Source organism: Tropicibacter sp. S64, assembly GCF_049803835.1.
In the GTDB taxonomy this organism is placed as follows: domain Bacteria; phylum Pseudomonadota; class Alphaproteobacteria; order Rhodobacterales; family Rhodobacteraceae; genus Pacificoceanicola.
Genome location: NZ_JBNAGK010000006.1, coordinates 169,932 through 184,963 on the forward strand (window position 1 = coordinate 169,932; position 15,032 = coordinate 184,963).

14 protein-coding genes are annotated in these 15,032 nt (G+C 64.2%); 2 read left to right on the forward strand and 12 right to left on the reverse strand.

The window, feature by feature from the left end; translation table 11 throughout:
* Positions 1 to 13 precede the first annotated feature (13 nt).
* The 6 genes from dxs to ACP159_RS11580 all read right to left on the reverse strand — a co-directional run bounded on the left by dxs (position 14) and on the right by ACP159_RS11580 (position 5,292).
* Entirely contained in the window at positions 14 to 1,939 is a 1,926-nt protein-coding gene (gene dxs, locus ACP159_RS11555) for a 1-deoxy-D-xylulose-5-phosphate synthase (RefSeq protein ID WP_425099869.1), read from the reverse strand.
* Positions 1,940 to 1,958: 19 nt separating this feature from the next.
* Positions 1,959 to 2,798 (reverse strand): polyprenyl synthetase family protein, encoded by an 840-nt coding sequence (locus ACP159_RS11560; protein WP_425100019.1) that lies wholly within the window; start codon positions 2,796 to 2,798, stop codon positions 1,959 to 1,961.
* A gap of 62 nt (positions 2,799 to 2,860) precedes the next feature.
* A complete protein-coding gene (locus ACP159_RS11565) occupies positions 2,861 to 3,103 on the reverse strand; it encodes an exodeoxyribonuclease VII small subunit (protein WP_425099870.1) in 243 nt (80 codons plus the stop codon).
* Positions 3,100 to 4,023 carry a histone deacetylase family protein gene (locus tag ACP159_RS11570; protein ID WP_425099871.1) on the reverse strand — a complete coding sequence of 308 codons (924 nt, stop codon included), beginning with the start codon at positions 4,021 to 4,023 and terminating at the stop codon, positions 3,100 to 3,102. Before ACP159_RS11570 ends, ACP159_RS11565 begins: the two co-directional genes overlap by 4 nt.
* A gap of 58 nt (positions 4,024 to 4,081) precedes the next feature.
* A complete protein-coding gene (locus tag ACP159_RS11575; RefSeq protein WP_425099872.1) occupies positions 4,082 to 4,783 on the reverse strand; it encodes a response regulator in 702 nt (233 codons plus the stop codon).
* A complete protein-coding gene (locus ACP159_RS11580) occupies positions 4,780 to 5,292 on the reverse strand; it encodes a MarR family winged helix-turn-helix transcriptional regulator (protein WP_425099873.1) in 513 nt (170 codons plus the stop codon). The genes ACP159_RS11575 and ACP159_RS11580 overlap by 4 nt, the downstream gene beginning before the upstream one ends.
* A 161-nt stretch (positions 5,293 to 5,453) precedes the next feature.
* Between ACP159_RS11580 and ACP159_RS11585 the strand changes: the two genes are divergently transcribed.
* Entirely contained in the window at positions 5,454 to 6,326 is an 873-nt protein-coding gene (locus ACP159_RS11585) for a branched-chain amino acid aminotransferase (protein WP_425099874.1), read from the forward strand.
* A gap of 76 nt (positions 6,327 to 6,402) precedes the next feature.
* On the opposite strand, the gene ACP159_RS11590 is transcribed toward ACP159_RS11585, so the two are convergent.
* The 6 genes from ACP159_RS11590 to ACP159_RS11615 all read right to left on the reverse strand — a co-directional run bounded on the left by ACP159_RS11590 (position 6,403) and on the right by ACP159_RS11615 (position 13,337).
* On the reverse strand, positions 6,403 to 7,656 hold the full coding sequence (locus ACP159_RS11590; RefSeq protein WP_425099875.1) for a PAS domain-containing protein: 1,254 nt from the start codon (positions 7,654 to 7,656) through the stop codon (positions 6,403 to 6,405).
* Between the two features lie 111 nt (positions 7,657 to 7,767).
* A complete protein-coding gene (locus tag ACP159_RS11595; RefSeq protein WP_425099876.1) occupies positions 7,768 to 8,952 on the reverse strand; it encodes an ABC transporter permease in 1,185 nt (394 codons plus the stop codon).
* A 3-nt stretch (positions 8,953 to 8,955) separates the two neighbouring features.
* Positions 8,956 to 10,590, reverse strand: coding sequence for an ABC transporter permease (locus ACP159_RS11600; protein ID WP_425099877.1), 1,635 nt, complete (start codon positions 10,588 to 10,590; stop codon positions 8,956 to 8,958).
* A 3-nt stretch (positions 10,591 to 10,593) separates the two neighbouring features.
* On the reverse strand, positions 10,594 to 10,881 hold the full coding sequence (locus tag ACP159_RS11605; RefSeq protein WP_425099878.1) for a DUF1330 domain-containing protein: 288 nt from the start codon (positions 10,879 to 10,881) through the stop codon (positions 10,594 to 10,596).
* A gap of 109 nt (positions 10,882 to 10,990) precedes the next feature.
* On the reverse strand, positions 10,991 to 12,106 hold the full coding sequence (locus ACP159_RS11610) for an extracellular solute-binding protein (protein ID WP_425099879.1): 1,116 nt from the start codon (positions 12,104 to 12,106) through the stop codon (positions 10,991 to 10,993).
* Between the two features lie 127 nt (positions 12,107 to 12,233).
* Positions 12,234 to 13,337, reverse strand: coding sequence for an ABC transporter ATP-binding protein (locus ACP159_RS11615; protein WP_425099880.1), 1,104 nt, complete (start codon positions 13,335 to 13,337; stop codon positions 12,234 to 12,236).
* 466 nt (positions 13,338 to 13,803) lie between these two features.
* Between ACP159_RS11615 and argE the strand changes: the two genes are divergently transcribed.
* Entirely contained in the window at positions 13,804 to 14,961 is a 1,158-nt protein-coding gene (gene argE, locus ACP159_RS11620; protein WP_425100020.1) for an acetylornithine deacetylase, read from the forward strand.
* Positions 14,962 to 15,032 lie beyond the last annotated feature (71 nt).

Below are 15,032 nucleotides of genomic sequence, written 5' to 3' on the forward strand. Positions count from 1 at the left end.
GCGCCGGTGGGGTTCAGGCCCGTTTGTCGAGGCTGGCCACGCCCAAGACGTCCAGCACTTTCGCCTCGATATGCTCCGCGTTCATCGCCGCGACATCATACATCGCTGCCGGGCTTGCCTGGTCGATGAAGATGTCGGGCAGCACCATGGAGCGATATTTCAGCCCACGATCAAAGACGCCTTCTTCCGCCAGAAGCTGCGCCACATGGCTGCCGAAACCGCCGACCGCGCCCTCCTCGATGGTGATGAGCGCGTCATGCTCCGCCGCCAGCCGCAGGATCAGGTCCCGGTCCAGCGGCTTGGCAAAGCGCGCATCCGCCACGGTCGGGGTGATCCCCCGGGCCCGCAGCGCTTCAGAGGCCTTCATCACCTCGCCCAGCCGCGTTCCGAAGGACAGGATCGCCACACCCTTGCCCTTCTGGATCATCCGGCCCTTGCCGATTTCCAGCACTTCGCCGCGCTCCGGCATGGTCACGCCCTCGCCCTCGCCGCGCGGGTAGCGGAAGGCAATCGGGCCGTCATTGTGCGCCGCGGCTGTCGCCACCATGTGCTTGAGCTCCGCCTCGTCTGCGGCGGCCATGACAACGAACCCCGGCAGGTTGGCGAGATAGGCCACGTCAAAAGAACCCGCATGGGTCGCTCCGTCCGCGCCCACAAGCCCCGCCCGGTCGATGGCGAAGCGCACCGGCAGTCGCTGGATCGCCACGTCATGCACCACCTGATCATAACCCCGCTGGAGGAAGGTCGAATACATGGCGCAGAAAGGCTTCATGCCGCCTGCGGCCAGCCCCGCGCAGAAGGTCACGCCATGCTGTTCAGCGATACCGACATCGAAACAGCGGCTCGGGTAGCGTTCGGCAAAGAGGTCCAGCCCGGTACCATCGGGCATCGCCGCCGTCACAGCGCAGATCTGCGGATCGTGCGCCGCTTCCTGAAGCAAAGCCTCGGCAAACACCTTCGTATAAGACGGCGCGTTCGAGGGCGCTTTCTTCTGCTCCCCGGTCAGCACGTCGAACTTGCCCCGGGCGTGGCCCTTGTCGGCGGCGTGCTCGGCGGGACGGTAGCCTTTGCCCTTCTTGGTCAGCACATGGATCAGGATCGGCCCGGTCGCCCGTTGCCGCACCGTGCGGAGCACCGGCAGAAGCTGCTCCATGTCATGCCCGTCGATCGGCCCGAGGTAGCTGAATCCCAGTTGCTCGAAAAGCGTGCCGCCCACGGTCATGCCCTTGAGCATGTCCTTCGCCCGCTTCGCCCCTTCCCGGAATGGCTCCGGCAGGAAGCTGACTGCCCCCTTGGCGGCGGCTTTCAGGTCCTGAAACGGTGCTTCGGCATAAAGCCGGCTGAGGTAGGAGGACATCGCCCCCGTCGGCGGGGCGATACTCATCTCGTTGTCGTTCAGAATGACGATCAGCCGCTTCTTCAGATGCCCGGCGTTGTTCAGCGCCTCATAGGCCATGCCTGCGCTGATCGAACCATCGCCGATCACCGCAATCGCATCGCCATGGCCGGTGTCGCAGCTGCCGCCCAGATCGCGGGCCACCGCAAAGCCAAGCGCCGCGCTGATGGAGGTGCTGGAATGCGCCGCACCGAAGGGATCGAACGGCGACTCCGACCGTTTGGTGAAGCCCGAAAGCCCGCCTTCCTGCCGCAGCGTGTTCATCCGGTCCCGCCGTCCCGTCAGGATCTTGTGCGGGTAACATTGGTGCGAGACGTCCCAGACGATCTTGTCCCGGGGCGCGTCAAACACCGCGTGCAGCGCCACGGTCAGCTCCACCACGCCCAGACCCGCCCCAAGATGCCCGCCGGTCTGGCTGACCGCGTGAATCGTCTCTGCCCGCACCTCGCCCGCCAGACGCACCAGTTCCGCGTCGCTGAATTGCTTCAGGTCGGACGGCAGCGTGACGCGGTCGAGCAGCGGGGTTGCGGGTTTGTCGGACATGCGGTGGCCTTCCGGTCTTTCAGTTTCGGCGCGAGATAACGAAGCGGGCGGCCTGCCGCAAGCAATCGGCCTTGTCACCGTAAACAGATAGGGCCCCGCAGGCCTCCGTCACCAGATCCGATGCGCGGCGTTTCGCCCCGTCCAATCCCAGATGGCTGACAAAGGTCGCCTTGCCGCGCCCCGCATCCTTGCCGACCGCCTTGCCCACCTCCGCCGCGTCCCCTTCGACGTCGAGCACATCGTCCCAGATCTGGAACGCCAGCCCCAGCTTGTCGCCGTAGCGATGCAACGGTCCGGTGTCGGCCCCGGCCAGCACCGCGCCTGCCGTGCAGGACCAGCGCAGCAGCGCCCCGGTCTTCAGCGATTGCAGCCGCTCGATCTGCTTGAGCGAAAGCGGCTCCTCGACCTGCTCCGCATCCATGTCGAGCATCTGGCCAAGCACCATGCCCTCCTTGCCCGCCGCCTTGCCAAGGCTCTCGACGAGGTTGCAGCAGGCGGCGTATTTCACCGGCGCGTCCAGTTCGGCAATCTCCGGGGAGGCCAGCAGCCTGAACGCCAGCGTCTGCAAGGCATCGCCCGCCAGCACCGCCACCGCCTCGTCCCACGTCTTGTGCACCGTCGGCCGCCCGCGCCGCATGGCGTCGTCATCCATGCAAGGCAGATCGTCGTGCACGAGGCTGTAGGCGTGCAGGCACTCCACCGCCAGCGCCGCCTGCAAGGCCGCGGCCTCCGGCACGCCGTGCAGCCGTGCGCTCTCCATCACGAGAAAGCCGCGCAGCATCTTGCCCCCTTCGAGCGCGTAATGCATCGCATCGGTCAGCGGCCGCTTGGCCACCTTCAGAAAACTCGCCCGGCGCATGATCCGCACCGCATCCGCCTTCAGGGCCGCCGGGAAATCCACCTTTGTCGCAACCGTCTGGTTCACAATCCATCCACCGCCTTGAGACCGGCCGGATTGCCATCCGCGTCCAAAGTAATGGCCGCGACCTTCTCTTCGGCTTCCTTCAGCTTGGCATCGCAGCGCTTGCGCAACTCCGCGCCACGCTCGTAGAGCTTGATCGACGCATCCAGCGCCACGTCGCCGCGTTCCAGCTGGCCGACCACCTGTTCCAGTTCCGCCATCGCCTCTTCGAAGGTCATCTCCGTGACCGGCTTGTCGTTCATTGCCCTGCCTCCATCAGCACGTCCACATGCGCCCGGGCCGAAGCCGCCAGCGCCGCCAGATCGTAGCCGCCTTCCAGCACGGATACCACTCGACCCTTGCAGACTTCCGCAGCGATCGTGCAGATTTCCCCGGTGATCCAGCGGAAATCCTCGACGCCCCAGTTCAGCTGCGCCAGCGGATCGTCCTGATGCGCATCGAAGCCCGCCGAGATGACGATCAGCTCCGGGGCAAACTCCCGCAACCGCTTCAGCGCGGGCGTCCACGCCCTGCGCATCGCCTCGCCGCCCGAGTTCGGCGCCAGCGGCAGATTCAGCACATTGTCATGCGCCCCGCGCTCCGTCGCATCGCCGCTGCCCGGCCAAAGCGGCATCTGGTGCGAGCCGATGAACAGGCTGCGGGGCTCGGCCCAGAGCAGGTCCTGCGTGCCGTTGCCGTGATGTACGTCGAAATCCAGCACTGCCACCCGCGCCAGCCCGTGCCGCTCCAGCGCATGTTTTGCCGCCAGAGCCGCGTTCCCGAACAGGCAGAAGCCCATGGGAGTCTCCGTCTCCGCATGATGCCCCGGCGGGCGCGTCGCCACGAAAGCGTTCGCAACCGCGCCGCCCAGCACCATGTCCACGGCCTTCAGCGCCCCGCCGGCAGCCCGCTTTGCCGCCCGCATCGAGCCCGGCGACATCCAGGTGTCCGAATCGATCTGCGCCGCGCCGGTGACCGGCTCCGCCGCACCGATACGGTCGATGTAGGCCTGCGGATGACACAGGCGCAGGTCTTCATCGGTGCAGACCGGGGCCTCCTCGCGCACGAGATCGAGCCCCTGTAAAGCCTCCAGAACATGCTCCAGCCGCGCCACCCGCTCCGGGTGCCCCTGCGGCGTGACGTGTTTCAGGCAATCCGCATGTGTGATCAGTGCCGTCGCCATCGCGCGCTCCCTGTTTCTTCTTGGTAAAAATACCCAAAGCAGCCCCGCAGGGCCGCTCTCAGTCCGGAGCCAGCATATACCCCGCCCCCCGCACCGTCTGCAAATAGCGCGGCTGTTTGGGATCGGTTTCCAGCTTGCGCCGCAGCCGGGTGATCTGCACGTCGACCGCCCGCTCCTGAGCCTGCCCCTTGTCGCGGCCCAGGTCCTCCACCAGCTTCGCTCGGCTGATTGCCTCGCCCGGCATCTTCGAGAAGATGCGCATAAGCTGGCTTTCGGTCGCGGTCAGCCGCACCAGGTCCTCGCCCTTCCACATCTCGCCCCGCTCGATGTCATAGCGGAAATCACCCATGGTCAGCAGCTTGGGCGCGGTCTCTTCAGCCGGGGTCTCCGGCATCCGCCGCAGGATGGCGTTGATCCGCAGCAACAACTCCTTCGGCTCGAAGGGCTTCGCGAGGTAATCGTCTGCCCCGGCCTCCAGCCCGGCGATCCGGTCCTCGGTTTCGGCCTTGGCCGTCAGCAGCAGGATCGGCGTTGTGCTGTCCTCGCGGATCCCCCGCGTCAGGCTCACGCCATCCTCGCCCGGCATCATCACGTCGAGCACGATCATGTCGAACTCCAGCCCCGCCAGCAGCCGCCGGGCGTGCGCCGCATCGCGCGCCGCACTCACCATGAATCCGTTCCGGATCAGGAACTTCTGCAACAATCCACGAATACGCTCATCATCGTCGACAATCAGCAGATGGACATCCGCTTCGCTCATCCCCGGCCCTCCCTGAGACCGTGATACTGCCGTCGCATCTCCGGGTCCATCATTGCTTCGAGCACCTTGCGAAAACCGGAGACCGCCTCCGGCCCCGCCTGTTTGTAGGCCGCCCGCATCCGCGCCCGCTGCGCATCCGACAGCCGCGTGTCGAGCGCGATGCCCGCGTCGGTCAGGAACAGATGCCGCTCGCGCTTGTCCTGCCGCCCGACCCGCGACTCGACCAGCCCGTCCTCGATCAGCGTGCGCAGCACCCGGTTCAGCGATTGCTTGGTGACGCCCAGAATCGACAGCAGATTGTTGACTGTCGTGCCTGGAGCGCCGTGGATGAAGTGCAGGGCGCGGTGGTGCGCCCGCCCGTAACTCAGTGTCGCCAGGATGCGGTCGGGATCGGCGGTAAACCCCCGATAGGCAAAGAACATCGCCTCGATCCCCTGCCGCAGTTGCTCGTCCGTCAGGTAGAGCAGCATGTCACCGCCGATTGCCTGGTTGCCCTGTGTGTCTGCCATACCCGCCCCCGCTCGAAACCTCTCACCGCGCATTTTAAGTCAGCCTTGTTGACATTCCAACCCGGAACTGTTAGCGAAGTCCAGTTTTTGCGCAATTTTATGTCCGGTTCGGACATTTATTGAGCAACATATGAAAAGGCAAGGCGCAATAGGAGGGTGCAATGGCAACTGGCGCATATGATGATCGCGATGGCAAGATCTGGCTGGATGGCCAGCTTGTGGAGTGGCGTGACGCCCAGGTGCACATCCTGACGCACGGCCTGCACTACGCCAGCTCCGTGTTCGAGGGCGAGCGGGCCTATAACGGCAAGATTTTCCTGTCGCGCAAACACTCGGAGCGGCTGCATTTCTCCGCCGGTGAGCTCGATTTCGAGATCCCCTATTCCGTCGACGAGATCGAGACGGCCAAGGCCGCGGTGCTCGAAGCCAACGGCCTGACCGACGCCTACGTGCGGGCGGTGGCCTGGCGCGGCGCCGGCCCGGACATGGGTGTCTCCTCCGCCCGCAACCCCGTTCGCCTGGCGATCGCGGCCTGGTCCTGGGGCAACTACTACGGCGATGCCAAGATGAAGGGAGCCAAGCTCGACATCTCGAAGTGGAAGCGCCCCTCGCCCGAGACCATCCCCGTCCGTGCCAAGGCTGCTGGTCTCTACATGATCTGCACCACGTCCAAGCACGCCGCCGAGGCGAAGGGCTGTTCGGATGCCCTGTTCATGGACTATCGCGGCTACGTCGCCGAAGCGACCGGCGCGAACATCTTCTTCGTCAAGAATGGCGAAGTGCACACGCCGGACCCGGATTGCTTCCTCAACGGCCTGACCCGTCAGACCGTCATCGGTATGCTGAAGGACCGCGGCATCACCGTGCACGAGCGGCACATCATGCCCGAGGAGTTGGAAGGGTTCGAGCAGTGCTGGCTTACCGGCACCGCTGCCGAGGTCACCCCGGTCGGCCAGATCGGCGATTACACCTTCGAGGTGGGTGCGCTGACCCGCGAGATTTCCGAGGCCTACGAGAAGCTGGTCCGCAGCTGATCGCCGCGCCTTCGCGAAACGGCAAAAGGCACCGGAGTGATCCGGTGCCTTTTTCATTGTCTGCTGGAGGCGGTCGTCAGAACAGCGAGCGCAGCATCGCCGTGCTGCCCTGAATGATCGCATTGAGCTCCACGATCCGCGCAAGCCGCTTCTCGATCTCGTTTTGCCCGGCGTCGAGCTGGTCCACGATGCCCGCCAGTTCCGTCCCGGACTGGGCCAGCGAGGCACTCTCGATCTTGCACATCATCCGGGTGGAGCTGAGGCCGGTCACGTACCGTTTCATGTCCAGAACGCTGCGGGCAAAGCGGCGCGCTTCCACCTCGACGTTGTGCAGCGACTCGACCGTACGACCGAGCAAGACCTCCTCGCGTTTCTGCAGGCGCGCACGCTCATCCGCGATACTGACGGTGTCGGGATAGTGCACCTCCTCTTTTTCGAACAGCGCCCGCATCTCGCATTGCAGCGCCCGTGCAAAGCTGAGGAACTGCCCCTCGAGGATGGCCGAGCGCATCCGCGAGAACACGCATTTGTCACCATCGACGAACGTGTTCACCCAGTTCGACATTTCCTCGAGCATCTGGCTGTAGTTGACCGAGATCGCACTGATCGGACCGCCGGCGTTTTCCAGGCGGGAGGCAATGATGCTCATGTTCATCGGCACCGTGCGGATCGCCTGGAATGCCTCCGTCATGCCGGTGGTCTCTTCCGCAACCTCCGAAATCGCCTTCGACATTTCCAGGTATTTCAGCTGGATCGTGTCCATCGGCTTGTTCAATTGCGCTTCACGCTCCCGGAACTCGCTGGCGAGCGCCATGGACTGGAAGGCGTTGTAGTTGGCGTAACCCGCCTTCTGCAGCAGCTTGACGATATTTTCCGCGCTGTCGGCGGGGCTCAGCCCGTCCTCCTTCTCGCGGCGCAGCGCCTCGGTATAGATCGTCTGGACGGAGGGCAGCAGGCCGCTGACAGGTTTGATCCGTGTCGAGAGATAACCGCTGTCCGTCGGCGAAACCAGCGCGAACACCCAGTAATAGCGCCCGTCCTTTGCCCGGTTCTTGACATAGCAGCCGGTGACCTTCTCTTCCTTGATCCGTTCCCACATCAGGTGAAACACACCGCGCGGCATGTCCGGATGGCGGATGATCTTGTGCGGCGCCCCGATCAACTCGGACCAGTCGTAACCGGCCAGCCGCTGGAAGACCGAGTTGCCCGAGAGGATGACGCCGCGCTTGTCCGTGCGGGAATAGAACGTCTCGCCCACGGCAAAGGAGACTTCGCCGGTGCTGGTGGAACGGGCCGCCTCGGCGGCGAAGTCTGGATTGAGTTCGGTCATGAGACCCCCCGAAGAATGTTCCCGGGAAATCTCGCTCATCCGCTTTAAGAATTACCTAAGCCGCCCCGCGAACTACCAGCAATTCGCGGAGCATTTTCCTAAATCGCCGTCTTAACCCGGGCTCATCCCGCGCAACCGCTCGGACCGGCGACGCAGCAGTTCCAGCGTGGTGAGAAGCGCGATGGAAATTCCCACAAGGATCGTCGCCACGGCGAGAATCGTCGGGCTGATCTGCTCACGCAGGCCGATGAACATCTGCCAGGGCAGCGTCTGCTGATTGGCCGAGCCGACGAAGATGACGACCACGACCTCGTCGAAGGAGGTGATGAAGGCAAACAGGCCGCCGGAAATCACGCCGGGCAGGATCAGCGGCATCTGCACGCGGAAAAACGTCGTGACCGGGTCCGCCCCCATGTTCGCCGCCGCCCGGGTCAGCGAGCGGTCGAAGCCCACGAGCGTTGCCGTCACCGTGATGATCACGAACGGAATGCCCAGAGCCGCATGCGCCAGCACCACCCCGAAGTATGTCCCCTGCAGGCCGACCCGCGAGTAGAAGAAATACATGCCCGCGGCGGAGATGATCAGCGGCACGATCATCGGCGAGATCAAGATCGCCATGATCGCGCGGCGGAAAGGCACGTGTTCGGACGACAGACCGATGGCCGCGAGCGTGCCAAAACTGACCGAAAGGAACGTCGCCATGGGCGCGATCTTGAGCGAGTTCCACATCGCGTGCTGCCACTCGCTGGACTGGAAGAAGTCGCGGTAATGCTTGAGGCTGTAGCCCGCCGGATCGAAGCGCAGCATCTCCGGCGTGAAGGTGAAGAAGTTCTCGGCATTGAAGCTGAGCGGGATCACCACGAGGATGGGCGTGATGAGGAAGACGAAGATCGCCCCGCAGATTACCCGGAAGGTATAGTGCCAGAGCACCTGGCCCGCGGTCAGATAGGGCGGCAGCGGCACACGGTAACGGCCCATGCCGACCCAGTACGTCAGCCAGCCGAAGAACCAGCCGAACAGCGCGCCCAGGACCAGCCCCGGCAACCCGCCAAAGACCAATCCGGCGATCAGCATGAGGGCGACCAGTCCCGCCTTCGCAGTTTTCTCCAGCGAGGGCGACAGGACTTCGAGCAGCACGAAGGCCACCGCCGCCATCAGCACGAAGCCTGCCAGCATTCCCAGAAGGGTCGAGCCGCTGGAGGCCCCGACGAACATGCCGAAGAAGGCTCCGAAGGCGCCGACCACGGGGGCGGCGAAAGCGATCGGTTTCTTGACTGCTACGGTTTCAACGGCCATGTCTCAGCCCCCCAGCTTGACGTTGTCGATGCCGACGATCTTGTCGTAGGCCCAGTAGAGGGCAAGAACCACCACCAGCAGGATGGCCCCCAGCGCCGCCGCCAGACCCCAGTTGAGGCTCGACGAGATGTGGTAGGCGATCCGGTTGGAAATGAACGTCCCGGTGGTACCGCCGACGATGGCCGGCGTGATGTAGTAGCCGATGGCCAGGATGAACACGAGGATCGACCCCGCGCCGATGCCGGGCACCGACTGCGGGAAGTAGACCCGCCAGAAGGTTGTCCAGTTGGTCGCGCCCAGAGATTTGGCGGCGCGCACGTAGGTCGGTGGAATGGTGCTCATCACCGAATACATCGGCAGGATCATGAACGGCAGCAGGATGTGCGTCATGGCGACGATGGTGCCGAACTGGTTGTTCATCATGATCAGGCGGTTGGCATCATCCACGAGGCCGAGCCAGACGAGCACGTCGTTGATCACCCCCTGCTGTTGCAGCATCACCTTCCAGGCGGAGGTCCGCACGAGGAGCGAGGTCCAGAACGGCAGCAGCACGAGGATCATCAGCAGGTTCGCCGTACGCGCAGGCAGGTTAGAGAGCAGGTAGGCAATCGGATAGGCCAGCAGTATGCACGAGAAGGTGATGACCAGGCTCATGAACATCGTCCGCTTGAACAGCAGCCCGTAGATCCGTTGGCTCTCATCCCGCAGGCCGACACCGTCCGGCGTGTTCTGCATATCGACGGCGTTGAGGTAATAGCCGGACGTCAACTTCGGCGAGAATATCTGGATGGTGCGCCAGATTTCCGCGTTGCCCCAGTCCTTGTCGGTCTCCTCGAACGTCTCCTGGAAACTCATGGTCTCGAAGTCCGGGGACGCCACCAGCGCGTCGGCGGCCTTGAGCATGTCTGCGCGCGGGCCGGTGTAGCCGGAGACATCCGCCTCCGCGAGGTCCTGGTACAGCGCGGTGTACACGGCGCTCCACGGCTCCTCGCGCAGCGGGCTCTTGTCATCCTCGGTTTGGGTGAACCGGGCGAAGACGGTGTATTGCTCGGCGGTGCGCGGCAGCAGGGCCTCGATTTCCCCGGAGACCTGGAACGGCGGCTGGTCCGCGCCCTTCTGCCAGGCGCGCTGCTCTTCGAGCCATGCCGGATCGCCCATCAACTCGGCCCAGGGCTCGCCTTTGTCCCAGTCCTTGTCCAGATCGGTGAACTGGTCCTGATACAGCTCGCCCAGATCCTCCAACCCCCGTCCGGACTTGCGGAACATCGAGGACGCGCCGGTCATCTCGTAGTTCAGACGCGATCCGAGGCGCGTGTGCAACTTGTTCTCCGCGGCGATGAAGATATCGTAATAAGCCGCCTCGAAGACCTTCTCCGACGGCAGCGACCCGTCGGACCCGTCGTAATCCTTCAGCGCTTCGGTGGTGCGCGGCAGGGTCTCGGAGACGATCTGGTTCTCGACCGACCGCCACAGCATGTCGCCGATCGGCACGATGAAGGTCAGCAGGACGAACAGCAGCAGCGGCGCGATCAACATCAGTGCGCGGAGCTTCTGGCGGCGCAGGGCGCGCGCAAGGCTCCGCTTCAGCGGCGTTCCGTCGGCGGCGAGCATCTTGCCGTTGGTGGATGCATCACTCATGGCTCAGGCCCCCTCGACCAGGATGATAGTGCTTGTCGCGGTGCGGCGGCGGATCTCGGCAACCTCTTGATAGGCGGGATCGTTGTACGCGCGGCGCGCCGTTTCAAAATCGGGAAATTCAATGACGACGTGGCGGTTCTGCGTCTCGCCCTCGGGCGTTTCGGACTGCCCGCCCCGGACGATGAACCTGGCACCGTAGCTTTCCAGGATCGGCGTGTCGCGCTCGATGTATTCCTTGTAAGCCTCGGGATCGTTCACCGTGATATGGCCGATGATATAGCCTTTGGGCATGTCCCATTTCCCCTGTCGTTGGCGGGCAGGGCGGGGTCCGGCCCCGCCATGCCTCCTGTCTTGCGGCGGGCGGGGTTCGTCCCCGCCTCACCCTGACTGCGTCAGCGGCTTATTGTGCCAGCCACGCCTGGAACTTCGCGTCGATGTCGTCGCGGTAGTCAGCCCAGAACTCGTAGTTGTAGAGGAACGTGTTCTTGGCGTTCTCCGGATCGGTCGGCATGTGCGGCGCCATCTCGATGCCGAGTTCGGCGTGCTTGCCGACCAGCGGTGCGGAGGACTGACGCGCCGGGCCGTAGGAGATGTACTTCGCCTGATCGGCGAGGCGCTGGGTGTCGGTGGCGAACTTCAGGAAGTCCTTCACACGGGCCAGACGATCCTCCGGCAGACCGGCAGGGATGATCCAGCCGTCAAGGTCGAACACCTGGGCGTCCCACAGCATGGCGACCGGCTGCTTCTGCTCCTCGATCACCGAGAACAGGCGGCCGTTGTAGGTGGACCCCATGACCACTTCGCCGTCGGCGAGCAGCTGCGGCGTGTCGGCACCGGCGGACCACCAGATCACGCTGTCCTTGATGGTATCGAGCTTGGCAAGCGCCTGCTCCTGGCCTTCTTCGGTCTCCAGCACGTCGTAAACCTCGTCCTTGGCGACGCCGTCACAGAGCAGGGCCCATTCCATGTTGTTGATCGGACGCTTCTCCAGAGCGCGCTTGCCCGGATAGGTCTCAAGGTCGAACACGGCGCAGACGTCGGTCGGCGGCGTGTCGCCCACCATGTCGGTGCGATAGCCGAAAGTGGTCGAGTAAACGATCTGCGGAATGAAGCAGTCGGAGACCAGAAGGTCGCCGAAGTCATCCTCGGCGGAGGTGCCATCGGGCGCCGCCGCGAGATCGGTTTCCGGGTCGATTTCCATCGCCAGGCCTTCGTCGCACAGGCGGATGGCGTCGGAGGCCACCACGTCGACGAGATCCCAGGTGATGTTGCCGGCTTCGTTCATCGCGCGCAGCTTGGCCACCGCTTCGTTCGAGCTCTCGTCCCACGACGCGGAGACTTCCGGATGCATGGCGAGATACGGCTCGACATAGGCCTTCTGCTGCGACGCCTGGTAGGCACCACCCCAGCTGACCAGCGTCATGCTGTTGGCCATGTTGCCATGGCTTTCGGCGTATGCGCCGGCGGCCGCGACGGTCAGGACCGTGGTGGTCATGAGGGTCTTGGTGAGTTTCATGTCTTGCTCCCTGGTAAACTACCCGTTTCGTTCTGGGGGGTCGGCGTTACGGGTTCCAACGGTCAACCCCTCGACTTGCCAGCAGGCCGGTCATCCCCGAGCGGCCCGCTGCAATGCTCAGTAAACCTTAGCTCGCATCGAGCGCACGGCAATCCTGTGGCAGCCAGCCGATCTCGATCTCGCTGCCCGGCTCGTGCCGGATCTGGTCCGGTGCGTTGCGGGTCTTGATGACGAAATCGTCCCGCCCCGCGACGCGCAGCCGGGTGCGGAAGATGTCGCCCATGTAGATGAATTCGAGCACCGTGGCCTTGAGCGTATGCGCCCCCGGCTTGAGACGATCCTTGTTGAATTCGACGCGCTCCGGACGGATCGACACGCGGGTCTTCTCGCCGACCTTGCTGACGTTGATCGGCATGGCGTCGATCATCTGACCGTCGTCGAGCTTGACCACGCAGCTGTCGCCCGCGATCTCGGTGATCGTGCCGTCCAGCGTGTTGTTCTCGCCGATGAACTGCGCGACGAAGCTGTTCTTCGGCGCCTCGTACAGGACGTCAGGCGGATCGAGCTGCTGGATGCGGCCATCGTTGAACACGGCGACCCGGTCCGACATGGTCAGCGCTTCGGTCTGGTCGTGCGTCACGTAGACCGTGGTGATCCCGAGCTCGTGGGCCAGGCGCGTGATCTCGAACTGCATATGCTCGCGCAGCTGTTTGTCGAGCGCGCCGAGCGGCTCGTCCATCAGCACCAGTTCCGGCTCGAAGACCAGTGCGCGGGCCAGAGCGATCCGCTGCTGCTGACCACCCGAAAGCTGCGCCGGGCGGCGGCCGCCGAAAGCGCCCATCTGCACCATGTCCAGCGCCCGCTTGACCTTGGCCTCGCGGTCGGACTTGCCGATCTTTCGGACCTCCAGCGGGAACGAAAGGTTCTCGGCCACGGTCATGTGCGGAAACAGCGCGTAGTTCTGGAAGACCATGCCGATGCCGCGCTTGTGCGGCGGGATGTTGTTGATACTGATCCCGTCCAGCTTGATCTCGCCATGGGTTGCCGTCTCGAAGCCCGCAAGCATCATCAGGCAAGTGGTCTTGCCGGAACCGGACGGCCCGAGCATGGTGAGAAATTCGCCCTTGGGCATCGACAGGTTCAGATCCTTGACGACCAAAGTCTCGCCGTCATAGCTCTTCTGAACACGCTCAAAGGCGACGAAAGCGTCGCCGTTCGTTTGATCAGCCAAAACAGGCTCCCCGTTTCATGTCCGCGGATTTGCTCCGCTGTCTTGATACCAAGGACTAAAGCGCGACCGAGCCAGCGTTGCAACCTGTTCCCTGATTTTTTGCACATTGCCAGTAAATCCGGGAAATCTGGCTGGGAAAGCGACGGATTTCAGGTCATTTGCGGCATGAAGGGACGCCATCATTGCAAATTTCCTGCTCTACGAACTGGCCGGAACAGCACGCGCGGAGGCATGTGGGCCTGAGTCTCCCCGATTTTCGCACAGAATCCGGAGCCACCGCGCCCAATAATTGTGCCGCTTCCGGGCAAACTGCCACAATTGTGGCATCGGAACGCTTGCAATCGCGGGGCGGCGGGGTTTCATGAAGAGCAAGACGCGGACCGGACCGGATCTGGCGGCACGTCCGCGCGGACGGCGGTGTCGCTCGCAGGCCGCTCGCATGTCCCCCGACTACAAGGCGCATTCGATGACCACCACAGCCGACACCGAAACGATCCTGTCCGACCTGATTGCCTATCCGACGGTATCCTCGGACAGCAACCTCGCCATGATCGGGCACATGGCCTCGCGGCTCGAGGATCTCGGCGCGCGGTGCCAGGTGTTCCACGACGACAGCGGCACCAAGGCCAACCTCTGGGCCACCCTCGGGCCGGAGGGCGACGGCGGCGTGGTTCTGTCGGGACATTCCGACGTGGTGCCGGTCACTGACCAGGACTGGTTGTGCGACCCGTTCACCCTCCACGAACGCGACGACCTGCTGTACGGCCGCGGAACCTGCGACATGAAGGGGTTCATCGCCGCGACACTGGCGATGGCGCCGCTCTGGGCCAAAAGCCGCCTGACACGCCCGCTGCACTTCTGCTTCACCCATGACGAGGAGGTCGGCTGCCTCGGCGCGAGGGCGCTTGTCCCGGAATTGCAACGACAAGGCATCCGGCCGGCCATGGCAATCATCGGCGAGCCGACGTCGATGCAGATCATCGAGGGGCACAAGGGCTGCTGCGAGTACACGACGCGCTTCACCGGCCTCGAAGGCCACGGCTCGGCCCCTGATCGCGGCGTCAATGCCGTGTCCTACGCGGTGCGCTACGTGGCGCGGCTGCTGGAGCTTGCGGAGGACCTGAAAAGCCGCGCCCCGCGCGACTCGCGCTTCGATCCGCCGTGGACGACGGTGAACATCGGACGGCTGTCCGGCGGCGTCGCACATAACGTGATCCCGGGCAAGGCGGAGGTCGACTGGGAAATGCGCCCGGTGGAATGGGGTGACGCGGATTTCGTCAAGTCGGCAATCGCCGCTTTTGTCGAAACCGAACTTCTGCCCGCCATGCGCGCGGTCTCGCCGCATGCGGACATCTCCACGGACGTGATCGGCGAAGTCGTGGGCCTCGAGCCGATGACCGACAACGCGGTCCGCGACCTGGTGCACCAGCTGACCGGCGGCAATTCCTGCGATGTGGTGCCCTTCGGCACGGAAGCCGGGCTGTTCCAGCAGATGGGCATGAGCGTCGTGGTTTGCGGACCGGGCTCGATCGCGCAGGCGCACAAGCCGGACGAGTATATCTCGCGCGCACAACTCGGGGAGTGCCTGGCGATGTTGCACGGGCTGGGGCGATCCCTCGTCTGAGGAGTTTCGCCCCGCGTGGGCCCGGGGGCCCCCCCGCCGTGGGCGGGGGAAAAATTTTGCGGGGCCCAAAT